Origin of the sequence: Micromonospora orduensis, assembly GCF_006228125.1 — a bacterium.
GTDB lineage: Bacteria > Actinomycetota > Actinomycetes > Mycobacteriales > Micromonosporaceae > Micromonospora > Micromonospora orduensis.
Genome location: NZ_VDFY01000089.1, coordinates 15,540 through 32,052 on the forward strand (window position 1 = coordinate 15,540; position 16,513 = coordinate 32,052).

At 71.7% G+C, this 16,513-nt stretch carries 11 protein-coding genes; 9 read left to right on the forward strand and 2 right to left on the reverse strand.

Annotated elements, in window-relative coordinates; genetic code table 11:
• Entirely contained in the window at positions 1-480 is a 480-nt protein-coding gene (locus FHG89_RS04630) for a hypothetical protein (protein WP_139583071.1), read from the forward strand.
• A 39-nt stretch (positions 481-519) separates the two neighbouring features.
• Here FHG89_RS04630 and FHG89_RS04635 read toward each other — a convergent pair whose 3' ends face one another.
• Positions 520-774: a DUF2277 family protein gene (locus tag FHG89_RS04635; RefSeq protein ID WP_139583072.1), complete on the reverse strand. Its 255-nt coding sequence runs from the start codon at positions 772-774 to the stop codon at positions 520-522.
• Between the two features lie 139 nt (positions 775-913).
• On the opposite strand from FHG89_RS04635, the gene FHG89_RS04640 reads away from it, so the two are divergent.
• From FHG89_RS04640 to miaB, 8 genes are all read left to right on the forward strand, one after another.
• The gene (locus tag FHG89_RS04640) at positions 914-1,105 is read left to right on the forward strand and encodes a hypothetical protein (protein WP_139583073.1); all 192 of its coding nucleotides are present in this window, start codon (positions 914-916) and stop codon (positions 1,103-1,105) included.
• A gap of 22 nt (positions 1,106-1,127) precedes the next feature.
• Positions 1,128-3,497, forward strand: a complete 2,370-nt coding sequence (locus tag FHG89_RS04645) for an FxsB family cyclophane-forming radical SAM/SPASM peptide maturase (protein WP_244295156.1) — start codon at positions 1,128-1,130, stop codon at positions 3,495-3,497.
• The gene (locus FHG89_RS04650; protein ID WP_139583077.1) at positions 3,494-4,306 is read left to right on the forward strand and encodes an AAC(3) family N-acetyltransferase; all 813 of its coding nucleotides are present in this window, start codon (positions 3,494-3,496) and stop codon (positions 4,304-4,306) included. Before FHG89_RS04645 ends, FHG89_RS04650 begins: the two co-directional genes overlap by 4 nt.
• Positions 4,307-4,359: 53 nt before the next feature.
• Positions 4,360-5,025: a TIR-like protein FxsC gene (locus FHG89_RS04655; protein WP_139583079.1), complete on the forward strand. Its 666-nt coding sequence runs from the start codon at positions 4,360-4,362 to the stop codon at positions 5,023-5,025.
• Entirely contained in the window at positions 5,022-6,272 is a 1,251-nt protein-coding gene (locus FHG89_RS04660) for a TIR-like protein FxsC (RefSeq protein ID WP_139583080.1), read from the forward strand. The genes FHG89_RS04655 and FHG89_RS04660 overlap by 4 nt, the downstream gene beginning before the upstream one ends.
• Positions 6,262-10,134, forward strand: a complete 3,873-nt coding sequence (gene fxsT, locus FHG89_RS04665) for an FxSxx-COOH system tetratricopeptide repeat protein (protein ID WP_139583081.1) — start codon at positions 6,262-6,264, stop codon at positions 10,132-10,134. Before FHG89_RS04660 ends, fxsT (FHG89_RS04665) begins: the two co-directional genes overlap by 11 nt.
• 30 nt (positions 10,135-10,164) lie before the next feature.
• Positions 10,165-14,007 carry an FxSxx-COOH system tetratricopeptide repeat protein gene (gene fxsT / locus FHG89_RS04670; RefSeq protein WP_139583083.1) on the forward strand — a complete coding sequence of 1,281 codons (3,843 nt, stop codon included), beginning with the start codon at positions 10,165-10,167 and terminating at the stop codon, positions 14,005-14,007.
• A 101-nt stretch (positions 14,008-14,108) separates the two neighbouring features.
• Positions 14,109-15,587: a tRNA (N6-isopentenyl adenosine(37)-C2)-methylthiotransferase MiaB gene (gene miaB, locus FHG89_RS04675; protein WP_139583084.1), complete on the forward strand. Its 1,479-nt coding sequence runs from the start codon at positions 14,109-14,111 to the stop codon at positions 15,585-15,587.
• Positions 15,588-15,634: 47 nt separating this feature from the next.
• Here the strand turns inward: miaB and FHG89_RS04680 are convergent.
• The coding region (locus tag FHG89_RS04680; protein WP_208760857.1) for a pectate lyase family protein at positions 15,635-16,513 on the reverse strand (879 nt) is incomplete at its 5' end.

Genomic DNA, 16,513 nt, shown 5'->3' on the forward strand with positions numbered 1-16,513 from the left:
ATGACCGAGCTGTGGAACTGGAGAATCGACCGGGTACGACCCGTGGAGGTCTACCCGGCACTGGCCGAGGCGCTCGGTCGGGTGGTGATGCCCCTGGCGGCGGCAGATCCGGCCCGGCTGCCGGCGTACGCGGTCGTCTGTGACGTCTGGCAGGCGCCAGGCGAGTTCTCGACGGTGGTGGACTGCTACGGGGTGCCCGAGCGGCTCCCCGAGCACGCCAGCATCGCCGCGCTGGCCCGGCTGCTGGGCCGCAACTGTCTACTGCGCGACGACACGCTCGACGCCACGCGGCACCTGCTCGTCGTCCCGGACGGGACGGTCCGCCCGGTGCACTTCGACGTACGGGACACCGACGACGGTGAGGTGCTCAGCCGGCAGCGGCTCTGCACGCTCGGCGACCCCGGCTGTCGGGGCTGGTCGCAGTGTCACCGCTCGCGGTGGGCACCGGACACCGTCGCGCCGGCGCTCGCCGCGGCCTGACCCACCGGTCAGGCCCCGGCCGACGCCCCGCGCCGACGGTCAGCCGCGGTGCTGGGCGGCGGTCGGCCGGTCCACGGCGCCTGCCCCGGCACCCCGGACCACGAGCTGGGCGAGCAGGGTGCGGGTGGCCTCCGCCACGGCGGCCACCGCGGCGTCGAAGGCGGCGGCGTTGTGCGCGGCGGGCGCCCGGAAGCCAGAGATCTTCCGGACGTACTGCAACGCCGCCGCCTCGATGTCCGTCTCCGTCACCTGCGGGGTGAACGGCTCACGCAGCGTCTTGATGCTCCGGCACATGGGCGCTTCTCCTCGTCTCGTGCGCTACTTGACCAACGATGACATCGTTGGGGCTGTTGCCTATTCTGGTGGCGCGTCAGGGCCCTCGGGCCGTCCATCACACCTCCCGTGGGGTTCCCACGGGACCCGGAGACTCACTGTGGACCAGAAGCCCGCACCGCCCGCCGGTCGGAGTCCCGACCCGATCGCGTCGATCCTGAGGACTCGGCTCGACCAGGTCGCGACCGAGCACCCCGAGACGGTCGACGTGCTCCTGCGCCGCGTCCTCCCCCCGATCACCGGTCCGGCGGAGACGGTCGTACCCGTCACCGCCTTCAATTCGGCCATCTGACCCTATGACGGCCGGGCGATCCGTGCCGGCCCCGCCAGGCGCCGCGATCAGCCAGTACGTCCTGAAGGTGCACAGCCGTTGCGACCTGAGTTGCGACCACTGCTACGTCTACGAGCACGCCGACCAGACCTGGCGGGGTCGCCCACGCGAGATGGCGACGCAGACGCTGGACGCCGCCGCGGCCCGGATCGCCGAGCACGCCAGCGCACACGACCTGCCGGTGGTGCACGTCGTGCTGCACGGCGGCGAGCCGTTGCTGCTCGGTCCGGCACGGATGCGGCGGATCCTCAGCGGGCTGCGGACGGCGATCGAGCCGACCGCCGTGCTCGACCTGCGGATGCAGACCAACGGGGTCCGGCTCGACCCCACCTTCTGCGACATCTTCGTCGAGTACGACGTCAAGGTGGGGATCTCCCTGGACGGCGACCGTGTCGCCAACGACCGGCACCGCCGATTCGCCAACGGCGCCAGCAGTCATGATCCGGTCCGGCGGGCCCTGGCCCTGCTCCGAAGCCCCGAGTACCGCGACAGCTACGCCGGGATCCTCTGCACTGTGGACGTGGCAAACGACCCGGATGCGGTCTACGACGCCCTGCTCGCCGAGGAACCACCCCGGATCGACCTGCTGCTGCCGCACCACACCTGGGATCATCCGCCGGTCCGACCGGGCGGTGCCCCCACCCCGTACGCGGACTGGCTCGGCCGGATCCACCGGCGGTGGGTGGACGACGGACGACCGGTGTCGATCCGCCTGTTCGATGCGTTGGATCCGCGCGGGACGTCCGCCGGCACGGAGGCCGTCGGCCTCGGGCCGGCGGACCTGGTGGTGGTCGAGACCGACGGCACCTGGGAGCAGGCGGACTCGCTGAAGGTGGCGTACGACGGTGCCGCCGGGACGGGCCTGACGGTCTTCGACCACACGGTGGACGAGGCGGCGCGGCATCCCGGTGTGGCGACCCGGCAGAGCGGGCTGGCGGGGCTCTCCGCGATCTGCCGGTCCTGCCCGGTCGTCGTCCGCTGCGGCGGCGGCCTGTACGCGCACCGCTACCGGTCCGGCGCCGGCTTCGACAATCCGTCCGTCTACTGCACCGACCTCCGGGCGCTGATCTCGATCATCGACCGGCGAGCGCCCGGGACCGCCCCGGTTGCGGTGCCGCGACAGGCGGGGGGAATCCCCGCCGAGCGGCAGCCGGTGCTGTCCCTTGCGGTCGTGTCGTCCGACGCGGAGCGGACGCTGGACGACATCGCGGGCGGTCACGGCGACCCGGAGTCGATCACGTTCCTGGTGGACTCCCAACTGGCCATCGTCCGCGCGCTGCTGGCGGCCAGCCGGGAGACGGCGGCGCCCGATTCCGGATGGGACCTCCTCGTCGACCTGGACGCGACCGTGCCGGACACGGTCCGGGCCGTGCTCCGCCATCCGTTCGTCCGCCCCCGGCTGATCCGGCGGCTTCAGGCGGCCGCCCGACCGGTGCCGCGTACACCCGAACCGGACCCGGTCGCCGCGCTCGCGGCGGCGGTTGCCGTCCGGGCGGGAGTCGCCGCCGAGCTGCGGGTCCCCGTCCTGGGCGGGCAGGTGTTCCTGCCCACGCTCGGCGTCTTCCGGCTGCCGTTCGCCGGCGTCGACGCCGCTCTGCTCACCGTTCGCCCCGGCGGCTTCCGACTGGTCGCCGGAGGGGATCCACACGACGTCAGGTTGGACGAGCCGACCACCTGGCCATCGGGCTGGCTGCCCACCCAACCTGGCCCGCTTCCCGATCATGACCTGACCATCGAGGACCTCGATCCGGCGCGGGACTGCTACGGGGATCGGGTGCGCGAACGCCTGGCCGGGGGTCCTGCGGCCGAGCTGGGCCGTACGGTGGCCACGGCGTGGCAGCTCGCCGAGCGGGACGTCCCCCGGCACGCCGAGGCGATGAGCATCGGCATGCGAGCGGTCGTCCCGCTGGACACCCCTCCCACGGGTGCGCTGCGCAGTGCCACCGCCCGCGCCGCGTTCGGCGCCGTGGCGGTGGGCCCGATCGCCGACCCGGCGACCCTCGCCGTGCTGCTCGTGCACGAGTGGCAGCACTCCAAGCTCGGTGCGGCACTCGACCTGTACGACCTGGTCGAACCGGGGTCGCCGGCCCGGCTGCGGGTGGCCTGGCGTCCCGATCCGCGCCCCCTGGAGGGGGTGCTTCAGGGCGCGTACGCCCACCTGGCGGTTGCCGAGGTCTGGCATGCCCGCGCGGTCGCCGACCGACCCGCCGACCCGATGGCCGCGACCCTCGCCGCCCGCTACCGCACCTGGACGGGCCAGGCGCTCGACGCGTTGGCGGCGAGCGGCTCGTTGACCGGTGCCGGGGACCGCTTCGTCGAGGGAATGCGACGCGCGCTGGCGGAGCTGGTGTGACCGATCCGGCGGCGCTCCCGTTCGACGTCGGCACTCTCGCCGCCCACCTGCGGGCGTCGGGTGTCGCCGCCGGGCAGGACGTCCTGGTGCACTCCTCGCTGCGCCGGGTCGGCCCCCTGGCGAAGGGGGCGGAGACGCTGGTCGAGGCGCTCAGCGCGGTGCTCGGTCCGGACGGCACGCTTGTCGTACCGACGCACAACGCGGGCAACTCGACGACCTCACGTACCTGGCACGAGGCGACCCGGGGGATGAGCGCCCACGAGCGGCTCCGGTACGAGGCGAGCCTGCCGGGCTGGGACCGCGAGCGCACCGCCGCGCAGGGTGTCGGCGCGTTCGCCGAGTACGTGCGGCTCCTGCCGGGAGCTGTCCGAAGTGACCATCCGCAGACCTCGTTCGCGGCCGTCGGACGCCGGGCGGCGTTCCTGACCGCCGACCATGCCCTGGGCTCCCACCTGGGGTCGCGGTCCCCGATTGGTCGGATGTACGACACCGGCGGGCACGTTCTGCTCCTCGGCGTCGGCTACGACGCGTGCAGCGCCCTGCACCTGGCCGAGTACCGCCTGTCGAACGTTCCGGTCCAGGCCTACCGCTGTTACCGTCAGGCCGGCGAACGGCGGCTCCGCTGCGACTTCGTCGCACCGGAGTTGGACGACAGCGACTTCGACGCCCTCGGCGCGAGCCTGGACGACGAGCCGTTCGTGCGTCCCGGCGTGGTGGGGCAGGCGGCAACTCGGCTGTTCCCGATACGTCCCACAGTGGACTTCGCCGTAAAGTGGTTCGTGGGCAACCGGATCAGCCCGCGACATTGACGTACGCCTTACGCTGAGAACTCGGTCGCTTTCCGGACGGCGGAGGAACGACGGTGAGCGAAGCGGTAGCGATCGCGGATACGCGAACCCCGCTGTTCTTCGTGAGCTATTCGCGTCCGACGGTCCGCCGGGCCGGTAACAATCCCCAGGAGTACGTCTCCCGGTTCTTCGACGACCTCTCCACGCACGTCAGCGAGCTGGTCGGACTGCCGACCGGTGTCGACCCCGGCTTCATGGACAGCACGCTCTCCGGTGGTGAGCGATGGACCCCGGAACTGCTGCACGCCGCCGGCACCTGCCAGGTCTTCATCCCTCTGGTGTCCAGTTCCTTCATCAGCAGCCCGTGGTGCGCGATGGAGTGGCACGCCTTCGCGCGACGCCGGATCGAACCTCGCGGTCCGGGTGCCTCCGCGCACGAGACGGCAATCGTTCCCGTCAACTGGTCGCCGACGGCCGAGGCGTCACTGCCGCCGAGCATCCGTGCCATCCAACGGTTTTCGCCGACCGCGATACCGGACGACAACACCGTTGCGCGCCAGTACGAGCAGGAGGGGGTCTACGGATTGCTGACCATGCAATTGGAGCAGGCGTACCGCGCGGTCGTGTGGCGTCTCGCCCAGCGGGTGGTGGCGATCCATCGGACCTACCGCGTCCACCCGCTGGTGCCCAAGGGAGTCGACGAGTTGCACACGCTCTTCGGCGAGGAGGCAGCCGTATGATGCCGCGCACCGCCGCCGGGACGGCGCCGACGCGTGAGACCTACTTCTTCCTGAGCTACGCGCATTCCGCGCCGGTGCAGAGCGCCCGCACCGACACCGACGTCTGGGTCGGACGCTTCTTCGCGGATCTGTCGGGCGAGGTGGGTCGGCTCGCGTCACCACGGCCGGGCGTGGAGATCGGCTTCATCGACCAGTACATTCCGCCCGGCGCCGACATGAAGGCGGCCCTGGCGGGTGCCCTCGGCGCGGCCCAGGTGTTCGTGCCGCTCTACTCGCCGGGCTACTTCAACCGGCCGTGGGCACTTGGCGAACAGGAGTCCTTCCTTGCCCGGCTGGACGCCGCCGCGGACGCCGGGTCGGTGCCGCCCGTCGTGCCGTCCCAACACGTGGTGCCGGTCCTCTGGATCCCGGTCCCCAGTTGGGAGGACCATCCCGAACTGGACGCGGCACTGGACCTGGGGCGGGACGTCCCCGCGTACGCCGAGAACGGCATGCGTGCGCTCTGCATGCTCGGGGCCTATCGGGAGCAGTACCAGCTCCTGCTGGGGCGGTTGGCTTGGCGGATCGTGGAGCCCACCCGCCGGTTCTGGCTGCGGCCGTCCCGGGCACCCGCCCTGGACGAGGTCTCGCGGCAGGCCTCGGCCGACCCGGCGTTCGTGGTGGCGGTGCTCGCGCCCACCAGGGACCAGCTGCCGCAGGGACGGCAGGCGTCGTCGTACGCCGACCGCAGTCGGCTGTGGCGACCATTCGGGGCACGGCAGGAACTCCCGTTGGCCGAGTACGCGGCGAGCACCGCCGAGCGACTGGGACTGCCGGTGCGTACCACCGACTTCGCCGACGCCGAGGATCTGCTCGAGATCCGTCCGGGTGTGGTCCTGATCGACCCGTGGATCACCGAGCGGCCCGGCGGCCTGGCGGCCCTGCGGGCCGCGGCGCGGGCGCTTCCACCATGGGCGGTTCCACTCCTGGTGACCGACGCCGACGATCCGCGCGACGCGCACCGCGGCGCCGACCTGGCACGGCTGGCGCTGGGCGTCCTCCAGGACTCCGGGGCGACGCGGGCCCGGTGGGTCGGCCGGATGGACGAGTTCGCGGGACTGATGCCGACCCTGGTGACCGAGGCCCGACGGCTGTACCTGAAGCACGGCGCGGTGTTCCCGGCATCGGTGCCCAGCACCCGGCCACCCAGCCTGCGTACCTCGGTCTCGCCACCGATCGAAGCCCCGGAGATGCCCGATGAGCAATGAGCGCGACGGTCAGATAGTCACCTTCTACTCGTTCAAGGGCGGAACGGGCCGGACGATGGCGCTGGCCAACGTCGCGTGGATCCTGGCTGCCAACGGCAAGCGGGTGCTGGTCACCGACTGGGACCTGGAGTCGCCCGGCCTGCACCGCTTCTTCCACCCGTTCCTGGACGTGGCGGCGATCGGCGGCACCGGCGGCGTCATCGACCTCATCCACGACTACGAGTCGGAGACCATGCGCGACGCGGCGCGGCCGGCGGACTGGGTCGAGCAGTACGCCCGGGTCAACCGGTACGCGTTCTCCCTGGGTTGGCAGTTCGCGGGCGGCGGCGGGTTGGACTTCCTCTCCGCCGGTCGTCAGAACAGCGACTACGCCGTCTCGGTGAGCGGCCTGGACTGGGACACCTTCTACCACCGTCTGGGCGGCGAACGGTTCCTCGAGGCGCTGCGCGCGGACATGAAGCGCGAGTACGACTACACCCTGATCGACAGCCGGACCGGGCTCAGCGACGTCGCCGACATCTGCACCCTGCACCTGCCGGACGTCCTGGTCGACTGTTTCACACTCAGCGACCAGGGCATCGAGGGTGCCGCACAGGTCGCCCGAGCCGTCGCCGACCACTATCCGCGCCGCGACATCCGGATCCTGCCGGTGCCGATGCGGGTCGACCAGGCGGAGAAGGAGAAGGCCGACGCCGGACGGGCGCTTGCGATGCGCCGGTTCGCCGGGCTCCCCACCGGCATGACGGAGGCGGACCGTCGGCGCTACTGGGCGGCGGTCGAGGTGCCGTACCGGCCGTTCTACGCGTACGAGGAGACGCTGGCGACCTTCGGCGACGCCCCCGGTTCGCCCACCTCGCTGCTGGCGGCGTTCGAGACCCTGACAGCGGAGCTGACCGACGGTGCCGTACGCGGGATGCCGCCGATGGACGAGTCGGTGCGCGAGCGGGAGAAGGCGCGCTTCCGGCGCCGCTACGAACTCCCCGACGACGATCTCATGCTCCGCTACGCCCCGGAGGACGCGGTCTGGGCGGAATGGATCGAGCGGGTGCTCAGCTCGGCAGGTGTGCGGGTCGTCGACGGGACGCAGCCGGCCGAGCCCGGCGCCCAGCCACCGGCCCGTACGCTGACCATCCTCTCCTCCGCCTACGTGGCCCTGCCTCCCACCGCGCTGCCCCCTCGGGACCCGGCCGCCGGCACCACTCCCCTCGCGGTCTACGTGAGCGACCTGCGGCCGCTCGCCGAGTTCGCGGTGGCCTCCTCCACCCACCTGGTGAACGTCAGCGCGGCGACCGCGGCGGAGCGACTGCTCCGGCTGGTGGATCGCCCGCCCCCGTTGCGCACCGACGGTCCCGGCGACGCCGGCCTGCGCTTCCCTGCCGTCGAGCCAGCCGTGTTCGAAGCCCCGAACCGCAACGCGCGGTTCACCGGCCGGGAAGGTGAGCTGGCCATCCTGCGCCGGCACCTGACCGGCGGCGGGGCCGCCGCCGTGCCGGTCGCTCTCCAGGGGATGGGTGGCGTCGGCAAGACCGAACTCGCCCTGGAGTACGTGCACCGCTTCAAGTCCGCGTACGACGCGGTCTGGTGGATCACCGTCGGCGCGGAGTCGGCCGACGCCGACGTGGAGAGGTCGCTGGCGACCTTCGCCACCCGGCTCGGCCTCGGGGGCCACCCGAACCGGGCAGACGACGTGCACGCGATCCTGGAGGCGCTCGGGCGGGGTGAACCCCGGCGGTGGCTGCTGGTGTTCGACAACGCCGAGGAGGTCGACCCGGTCGAACGCTTCCTGCCGCGCGGAGGTGGGCACGTGCTGCTCACCTCCCGCAACCCGGCCTGGGGGGACCGGGCCACCCCGATCCAGGTCGACGTCTTCGCCCGCGCGGAGAGCGTCGCCCACCTGCGGCGCCGGGTGCCCTCCCTCACCGACGAGGAGGCGGACCGGATCGCCGACGCGCTCGGGGACCTGGCGGTCGCGGTGGCCGCCGCCGGCGCGTACCTGGCGGACACCGGCACGTCGGTCGACGCGTACCTGGAGCAGATCGAACGGCACGGTCCCAGCGCCCTGTCAGTGGAGGCCACCTGGGATCTCTCCCTGGCGCGGCTGCGCACCCAGTCCCCGGCGGCGTACCGACTGTTGCAGCTCTGCTCCGTGCTGGCCTCGGAGATCGACCTGGATCTGCTGCACAGCGACGAGATGGCGCAGGCGTTGGCGCCGTTCGACTCGTCGGTCTCGGAGCGTCTCGTGCGGGGGGCGCTGGTCCAACGGATCAACCGGTCGGCCCTGCTCACCATGAACATGCCGAAGCGCCGGGTGCTGGTGCACCGGCTGCTCCAGGCGGTGGTCCGGGAGGGGATGACCCCGGACGAGGTTGCCGACACCCGGCACGAGGTGCACCTGGTGCTGGCGGCGTCCCGGCCTCGCGGCGACGCCGACGATCCGCAGACCTGGGACCGGTTCCGGACGCTCTGGCCACACATCGAGGCGTCCGGCGCGGTGGGCTGCCAGGACGAGTCCGCCCGGGAGCTGATGATCGACCGGGTGCGGTATCTCTGGCGCCAGGGTGAGCTCGACCTGGCGAACGCGTTCGCCGAGGAGGTCGACGCGGTGTGGTCGACGCGACTGAACCGCCTCTACGGCACGGACGAGCTGGCCACCCTGCGTCGACAGGTGCTGCACCTGCGCTTCAACCGGGCGAACGTGCTGCGGGCACTCGCCCGCTACGACGACGCCCTCGCCCTGGACGAGCAGGTCCTCGACGAGCAGCGGGCGCTGCTGGGCGACAGGCATCCGCACACCCTGATGACCGCCGGCAGCCTGGGCGCCGACCTGCGGGCTCTCGGCCGGTACGCCAAGGCGATCGAACGGGACCGGGAAACCTACGACGCCTGGCGCGAGGAGTTCAGCGAGGAACATCCGCGTACGCTCACCGCGGCCAACAACCTCGCGCACTCCTACCGCCTCGTGGGTGACTTCCGATCGGCCCGGGTTCGGGACGAGGCGGTGCTCCAGCTCCGCCGGGCGGTCCAGGGGGCGGAAAATCCGTACACCCTGCACTCGGCCGCGCAGTTGGCGCGGGACCTGCGTGAGGCCGGCGAGTACGACAAGTCGGTCGTGCTGCTGCGCACCGTGCATCACCAGCTGGCCAGCCTCAAGGAGATCGGCAGCGAGGCGGGGGACACCCTGAACGCCCAGGTCAGCCTAGCCGTGTCGCTGCGCAGCGCGGGCCACCCGGCGGAGGCGGCCGGGCTGCTCGACGCGGCGTACCCGGTACTCGAGGAGAAGTTCGGCCGAGCCAATCCGGAGACCCTGATCTGCCGGGCCGCCCTGGTGGCCAATCTGCTGGCGCTCGGCGGGACCGATCGCGCGGTGACCGAGGCCGAGCAGGTGGCGAGGATCTACGAGCAGTGGCTGGGCGTGCTGCACCCGCACACCCTGGGTGCCCTCAGCAACCTCGCCGCGGCGCAGCGGGCCGTGGGCCGGGTGAATCAGGCCCGCGCGACGGCCGAACGGGCGGCCACCGCGTTGCGTGAGGTGCTCGGCCCGGACCACCCGCACACCCTCGCCGCTCAGGAGAACCTCGGCATCTGCCTCGCCGAGGAGGGCGACCGGGATGCCGCACTCGAATGCCTCCGCGCGACCGCCGACCGGTGGGTGGCCACCTCCGGTCCGCGCCACCCGGACGCTCTGCGTTGCCTGGCGAATCTGGCGCTCGTCCTGCGGGAGAGCGCCAGCGACCGACCGTCCGCGACGATCACCGCCCCGGTCATGGAGCTGGGCGAGGTGGTCGCGGCTGAACACCCGAGTGTGCGGGCGCTGCGCGAGGGGAGGCTGGTCGCCCGGATCATCGACCCTCACCCGTTCTGACCGGCGATGCCGGGGTCGGAGAGTGAATCCATGGGCACTGACCGTGAAGGTCGGGTCGTCACCTTCTACTCGTTCAAGGGCGGGACAGGCCGGACGATGGCACTGGCCAATGTCGCGTGGATCCTGGCCGCCAACGGGAGGCGGGTGCTCGTCGCCGACTGGGACCTGGAGTCACCCGGCCTGCACCGCTTCTTCCACCCGTTCCTCGACGCCGAGGCGATCCAGGGCACCAGCGGCGTGATCGACATGATCCGCGGCTACGAGTGGGAGTCCACCCGCGTCGACGACCGGCCGGATCGCTGGATGGAGCAGTACGCCCGGGTCGGGCGGCACGCGTTCTCGCTGCGGTGGAACTTCCCGGACGGCGGTCGGCTCGACTTCCTCTCCGCCGGCCGGCAGAACAGCGACTACGCCGCCTCGGTCAGTGGCCTGGACTGGGACGCCTTCTACAACCGGCTGGATGGCGCGCGGTTCTTCGAGGAGCTGCGGGCGGACATGAGGCGGCACTACGACGTCACCCTGATCGACAGCCGTTCGGGGTTGGGTGACATCGCCGATATCTGCACCCTGCATCTGCCCGACACGCTTGTCGACTGCTTCACCCTCAGTGACCAGGGCATCGACGGCGCGGCCCGGGTCGCGCACTCGGTGCGGGACCGCTACCGGCGGCGGGACATCCGCGTCCTGCCGGTGCCGATGCGGGTCGACCAGGCCGAGAAGGAGCGGGCCGAGGCGGGTCGCCTGCTGGCCATGCGTCGGTTCGCCGGGTTGCCAGCGGGCATGACCGAGGCGGAACGGCGGCGGTACTGGGCCGCGGTCGAGGTCCCGTACCGGCCGTTCTACGCGTACGAGGAGACGTTGGCGACGTTCGGTGACCCGCCCGGCTCGCCGACGTCGCTGTTGGCCGCGTTCGAGACGTTGACCGGGATCCTCACCGACGGTGCGGTGACCGCGCTGCCGTTGATGGACGAGTCGGTGCGCGAGCGCGGCAAGGCTCGCTTCCGCCGGCGTACCGAGGCGATCGACGACCAGATCGTGCTCCGTTGCGCTCCGGAGGACGCCATCTGGGCCGAGTGGCTGGAACGGGTGCTCACCTCGGCCGGCATGCGGGTGGTCGAGCCGGACACGGCCGTGGGGTCCGCCGGTTCGCCCGCGCCACGCGCGCTGAGTGTGGTCTCGCCGGCGTACGTGGCGATGCGCGCCGGGAGCATGCTGGACACCGGTCCTGACCCACTTGCCGTGTACGTCGCCGATCTGCGTCCGCTTGCGGAGTTCCCGGCCCAGAATTCCGCCAACCTTGTCAATGTGACGGCGGCGACAGCCGTGGAGCGGGTGTCGCGGTTGGTCGGCCGACCGGTGCCGCCCTCGGTCGACGGTCCCGTCCGCTATCCCGGCGCCGAGCCGCTGATCTTCAACGCCCCCAACCGCAACGTCCGGTTCACCGGCCGCGAGGACGACCTGGCGAACCTGCGGGCACGGTTGCGGGGCGGCGGCAGCGCGGTGGTGCTGCCGGTCGCCCTGCAGGGCCTGGGCGGCGTCGGAAAGACCCAGGTGGCCCTCGAGTACGTGCACCGCTTCAAGTCCGCGTACGACGTCGTCTGGTGGATCGTCGCGGACCCACCGCAGTTCGTCGACACCGCCCTGGCCGACCTCGCCGGTCGACTCGGCATCGTCGCCGGGCCCACCCTGCCCGACACCGTCCGGTCGGTGCTCCAGGCACTGGGTCGGGGAGAGCCGTACGAGCGGTGGCTGGTCGTCCTCGACAACGCGGAGGAACTCGACCAGATCGAGCCCTTCCTGCCCCAGGGCCCCGGGCATGTTCTGTTGACCTCCCGCAACCGTGCGTGGGGTGACCGGGCCAACCCGATCCAGGTCGACGTCTTCGACCGGGCGGAGAGCGTCGCCCACCTCGCTGAGCGTGTTCCCATGATCAGCGCTGAGGAGGCCGACCGGGTTGCCGAGGCGCTCGGCGACCTGCCGATCGCGGTGGCCGCGGCGGGCGCGTGGCTCGCCGACACCGGCACGTCCGTCGCCGACTACCTGCGGCAGATCGAACGGCACGGCCCCAGCACGCTCTCCGTCGAGGCCACCTGGGACCTGTCGTTGAACCGGCTGCTCGACCAGGCGCCCGCCGCGTACCGGCTGCTCCAGCTCTGTTCGGTGCTGGCACCGGAGATCGCCCTCGACCTGATCTACAGCGACGAGATGGCGGCGGCCCTCGTGCCCTTCGACCCCTCGGTGTCGCAGCGGCTCATGCGTGGCGCCCTCATCCAGCAGATCAACCGGCTGGCGTTGTTGAAGCTGGACGTGCAGGGTGGCCGGGTCCAGGTGCATCGGCTGTTGCAGGCCGTGGTGCGGGACCGGATGGCCGACGAGGAGATCATCGCCGCCCGGCACCAGGTGCACGTGGTGCTGGCCGCGTCGCGGCCACGCGGTGACGTGGACGACCCCTCCAGCTGGCCCCGGCTGCGCATGCTCTGGCCGCACCTGGAAGTCTCCGACGCGCTCACCTGCCCCGACGAATCGGTGGGCCAGCTGCTGATCGACCGCGTTCGCTACCTGTGCCAGCGCGGCGGCCTGACCCAGGCCGAGTGGTTCAGCCAGGAGGTGGACGACACCTGGTCGGAGCGGCTGCGCGGTCTTGAGGACACCGCCGGCGCCGAGACGTTGGGCCGACAGCTGCTGCACCTTCGGTTCAATCGGGCGAACATCCTGCGCCGCATGGGGCGGTTCGACGAGGCCCGGGACCTGGACGAGGCGGTGCTGGCCGAGCAGCGCCGCCTGCTGGGCCCGCTGCATCCGCACAGCCTGATGACCGCCGGCAGCCTCGCCGGTGACCTGCGGGCTCTCGGCCGCTACGCCGAGGCGCTGGAACGGGACCGGTCCACCTACGCCTCGTGGCTCCAGGTGTTCGGCGAGGACCACCCTCGGACGTTGAGCGCGGCGAGCGACCTCGCCGTGTCGTACCGGCTGATCGGCGACTACCGGTCCGCTCGCCGCTGGGACGACGAGGTGCACCAGCGGCAGCGGCTGGTGCTCGGTCCCACCCACCCGCATACGCTCCTCTCCGCCGTCCGTCTGGGCAGCGACCTGCGGGAGGCCGGCGACTACGAGCGGTCGGCCGCCCTGCTGACGACCGTGTACGACACGTACTGCGAGGTGCTCGGCCCCGATGATCTCCTGAGTCTCGGTGCCCAGGTCAACCTGGCGGTGTCCCTGCGCGGCGCGGGCCGGCCGGACGAGGCCGCGCCGCTGTTCGAGACGGCCTACCGGACGCTCGACGAACGCTTCGGACCAGACAATCCGGACACGATCGCGTGCCGGTCGAGCCGAGCGGCGAACCTGCTGGCCGTCGGCGACGCGGCCCGGGCGCTGGCCGAGATGACCGCGGTGACCCGGGCGTACGACGAGGAGCTTCGGCTCGGTCCGGACCATCCCCACACCCTGGCGACGTTGAGCAACATCTCCGCGGCCGAACGCGCGATCGGTCGCGGGTCGGCGGCCCGCGCGTCGGCGACGCGGGTGGCCGGCGAATTGCGCAAGGTGCTCGGTCCCGATCATCCGCACACGCTGGTGGCGGAGGTGAACCAGGCGGTGTGCGTCGCCGAGGACGGGGGGTGGATCGCGGCGCGGGACCGCCTGCGCGAGACCGCCGAGCGGCTGTCGAGCGTGCTCGGCACGGAGCACCCCGACACGCTGTGCTGCCTCGGTGACCTCGCCCTGGTGTCGGAGCGCGGACCCGGCGGCACGGTGACCGAGGACCTTGACGTGGTGGCCGACCGGTTGGCCGGGGCGATCGGCCAGGAGCATCCGAGCGTGCGGACACTGCGCGAGCGGCGGCTCGTCGTCCTGACGATCGACCCCCCGTTCTGACGCCGGCCCTGATTGCGCCCCGTCCCGGGTCAATGCCGCTCTCCGTGCCCTGCCGACCGGGCCGCTACCCTGGTAGTCCGAGGGGAAGGGGCGCCAACAGGGTGGCTAGGACCTACAACGTCGTCACGTACGGCTGCCAGATGAACGTGCACGACTCCGAACGCATCTCCGGCCTGCTGGAGCAGGCGGGGTACGTGCGCGCACCCGCCGGCGACGACACCCCGGACGTGGTCGTCTTCAACACCTGCGCGGTGCGGGAGAACGCCGACAACCGGCTCTACGGCAACCTCGGTCGGCTGCGCCCGGTGAAGGACAAGCACCGGGACATGCAGATCGCGGTCGGCGGCTGCCTCGCCCAGAAGGACCGTGGCGAGATCGTCCGCAAGGCGCCCTGGGTGGATGTCGTCTTCGGCACGCACAACATCGGTTCGTTGCCGGTGCTGCTGGAGCGGGCCCGGCACAACGCCGCCGCCGAGGTGGAGATCCTCGAGTCGCTTGACGTGTTCCCGTCCACGCTGCCGACCCGCCGCGAGTCGACGTACGCCGGCTGGGTGTCGATCTCGGTGGGCTGCAACAACACCTGCACGTTCTGCATCGTGCCGTCGCTGCGCGGCAAGGAGCGGGACCGCCGCCCCGGCGACATCCTCTCCGAGGTGCGCGCTCTGGTCGACGAGGGTGTGCTGGAGGTGACGCTGCTCGGGCAGAACGTCAACTCCTACGGCGTGGAGTTCGGCGACCGGTACGCGTTCGGCAAGCTGCTGCGCGCCTGCGGCGACATCGGCGGCCTGGAGCGGGTCCGGTTCACGAGCCCGCACCCGAAGGACTTCACCGACGATGTGATCGCCGCGATGGCCGAGACGCCGAACGTCTGCCACTCGCTGCACATGCCGTTGCAGTCCGGCTCCGACGACGTGCTCCGCGCGATGCGCCGGTCCTACCGCTCGGAGCGCTACCTGGGCATCATCGAGAAGGTCCGGGCGGCCATGCCGGACGCGGCGATCACCACGGACATCATCGTCGGGTTCCCCGGCGAGACGGAGGCCGACTTCCAGCGCACCCTGGACGTGGTGCGGGAGGCCCGCTTCTCCTCGGCCTTCACGTTCCAGTATTCGAAGCGCCCCGGCACGCCCGCCGCGACGATGGACGGCCAGCTGCCCAAGCAGGTCGTGCAGGAACGCTACGAGCGGCTGATCACCTGCGTGGAGGAGATCACCTGGGCGGAGAACAAGCGCCTGGTGGGGGAGACCGTCGAGGTGCTGGTCGCGGTCGGCGAGGGCCGCAAGGACGAGCGGACCGGGCGGATGTCCGGCCGGGCGCGCGACGGCCGGCTGGTGCACTTCGACGCCGGCAGCTTCGCGGGGTCGATCCGGCCCGGTGACATCGTGCACACCGCCATCACGTACGCCGCCCCGCATCACCTCAACGCCGACGGGGCGCCCCTGTCGCACCGCCGCACCCGGGCCGGCGACGCCGCCGAGGCCGGCCGCTCCCCGCGTACCCCCGGGGTGTTGCTCGGTCTGCCGACGATCGGCGCGCCGCCGGTCGTGCCCGCGCCCACCGCCGGCTGCGCCACCCACTGAGCGCCGCAGGGCCCCTTGTCGTCGCGCGACGACAAGGGGCCGCCCGTTCAGACGGTGATCCGGCCGGCGCCGGCACCGGCCGTCACGATGGACTTGACGGTGCTCGCGGTGTCCAGCTGGTAGGAGTACGGGATGCTGGCGACGCTGCCGCCGGTCTGCCCGGCGGGTGAGTTGACGAAGTGGTTGTTCCGGGCCACCAGGCGGCCGGGACCCGAGTCACCCTCGCCGAGGTGGTACGTGTCGTCGACGTTCTCGAAGTAGTTGCCCTCGACGAGGACGCCGGCGTTCTCGGTGGACGCGACGCCGTAGCCGCCGTTGGCCCGGTAGTAGTTGTTGAACACGTGCACCGGGTTGCCGAAGCGCACCCGGGGGTTGCGCTGGTTGCTGCCGTCGAACCAGTTGTGGTGGTAGCTCACCCGCAGGTGACCGATGTCCTGGCTGCCGTTGTCGTCGCTGTGGCCGAGCAGCATGGTCTTGTCGTGGTTGAAGACCCGGTTCCAGGACACGGTGACGAAGTCCGATCCGCGTTTGATGTCGACAGCGCCGTCGTACCCGTTGCTGAAGCTGTTGTGGTCGATCCAGATGTTGGTGGCTGACTCCTGCACGTTTATCGCGTCGTCGTTCCAGTCCCGGAAGGTCAGGTTCCGGATGATGACGTTGCGGTCACCGCTGATGTTGAGCCCGCAGCCGGCGATGGTCGCGCCGGAGTTGCCGAGGATGGTCTTGTTGGACCGGACCCGCAGCATGCCCGAGCAGGAGATGGTCCCGGACACCCGGATCACCGCGGCGCCTGTGGCGTTCAGCGCGCTGGACAGCGCCGAGGCGTTGGTGACGGTGGTCGTCGCGGCGCTCCCGCCGCCTGTGGTGCCACCGTTCTGGGTGGCCCAACCGACCAGGCCGGTCTGCGGCGGGCTGGTCGGTTGGGC

What these genes read in the sequence shown, in the direction of transcription:
- FHG89_RS04630 (WP_139583071.1), top strand. Translation starts at nt 1, where the DNA reads ATGACCGAGCTGTGGAACTGGAGAATCGACCGGGTACGACCCGTGGAG.
- FHG89_RS04660 (WP_139583080.1), top strand. Translation starts at nt 5,022, where the DNA reads ATGATGCCGCGCACCGCCGCCGGGACGGCGCCGACGCGTGAGACCTAC.
- FHG89_RS04635 (WP_139583072.1), bottom strand. Translation starts at nt 774, where the DNA reads ATGTGCCGGAGCATCAAGACGCTGCGTGAGCCGTTCACCCCGCAGGTG.
- fxsT (WP_139583081.1), top strand. Translation starts at nt 6,262, where the DNA reads ATGAGCAATGAGCGCGACGGTCAGATAGTCACCTTCTACTCGTTCAAG.
- fxsT (WP_139583083.1), top strand. Translation starts at nt 10,165, where the DNA reads ATGGGCACTGACCGTGAAGGTCGGGTCGTCACCTTCTACTCGTTCAAG.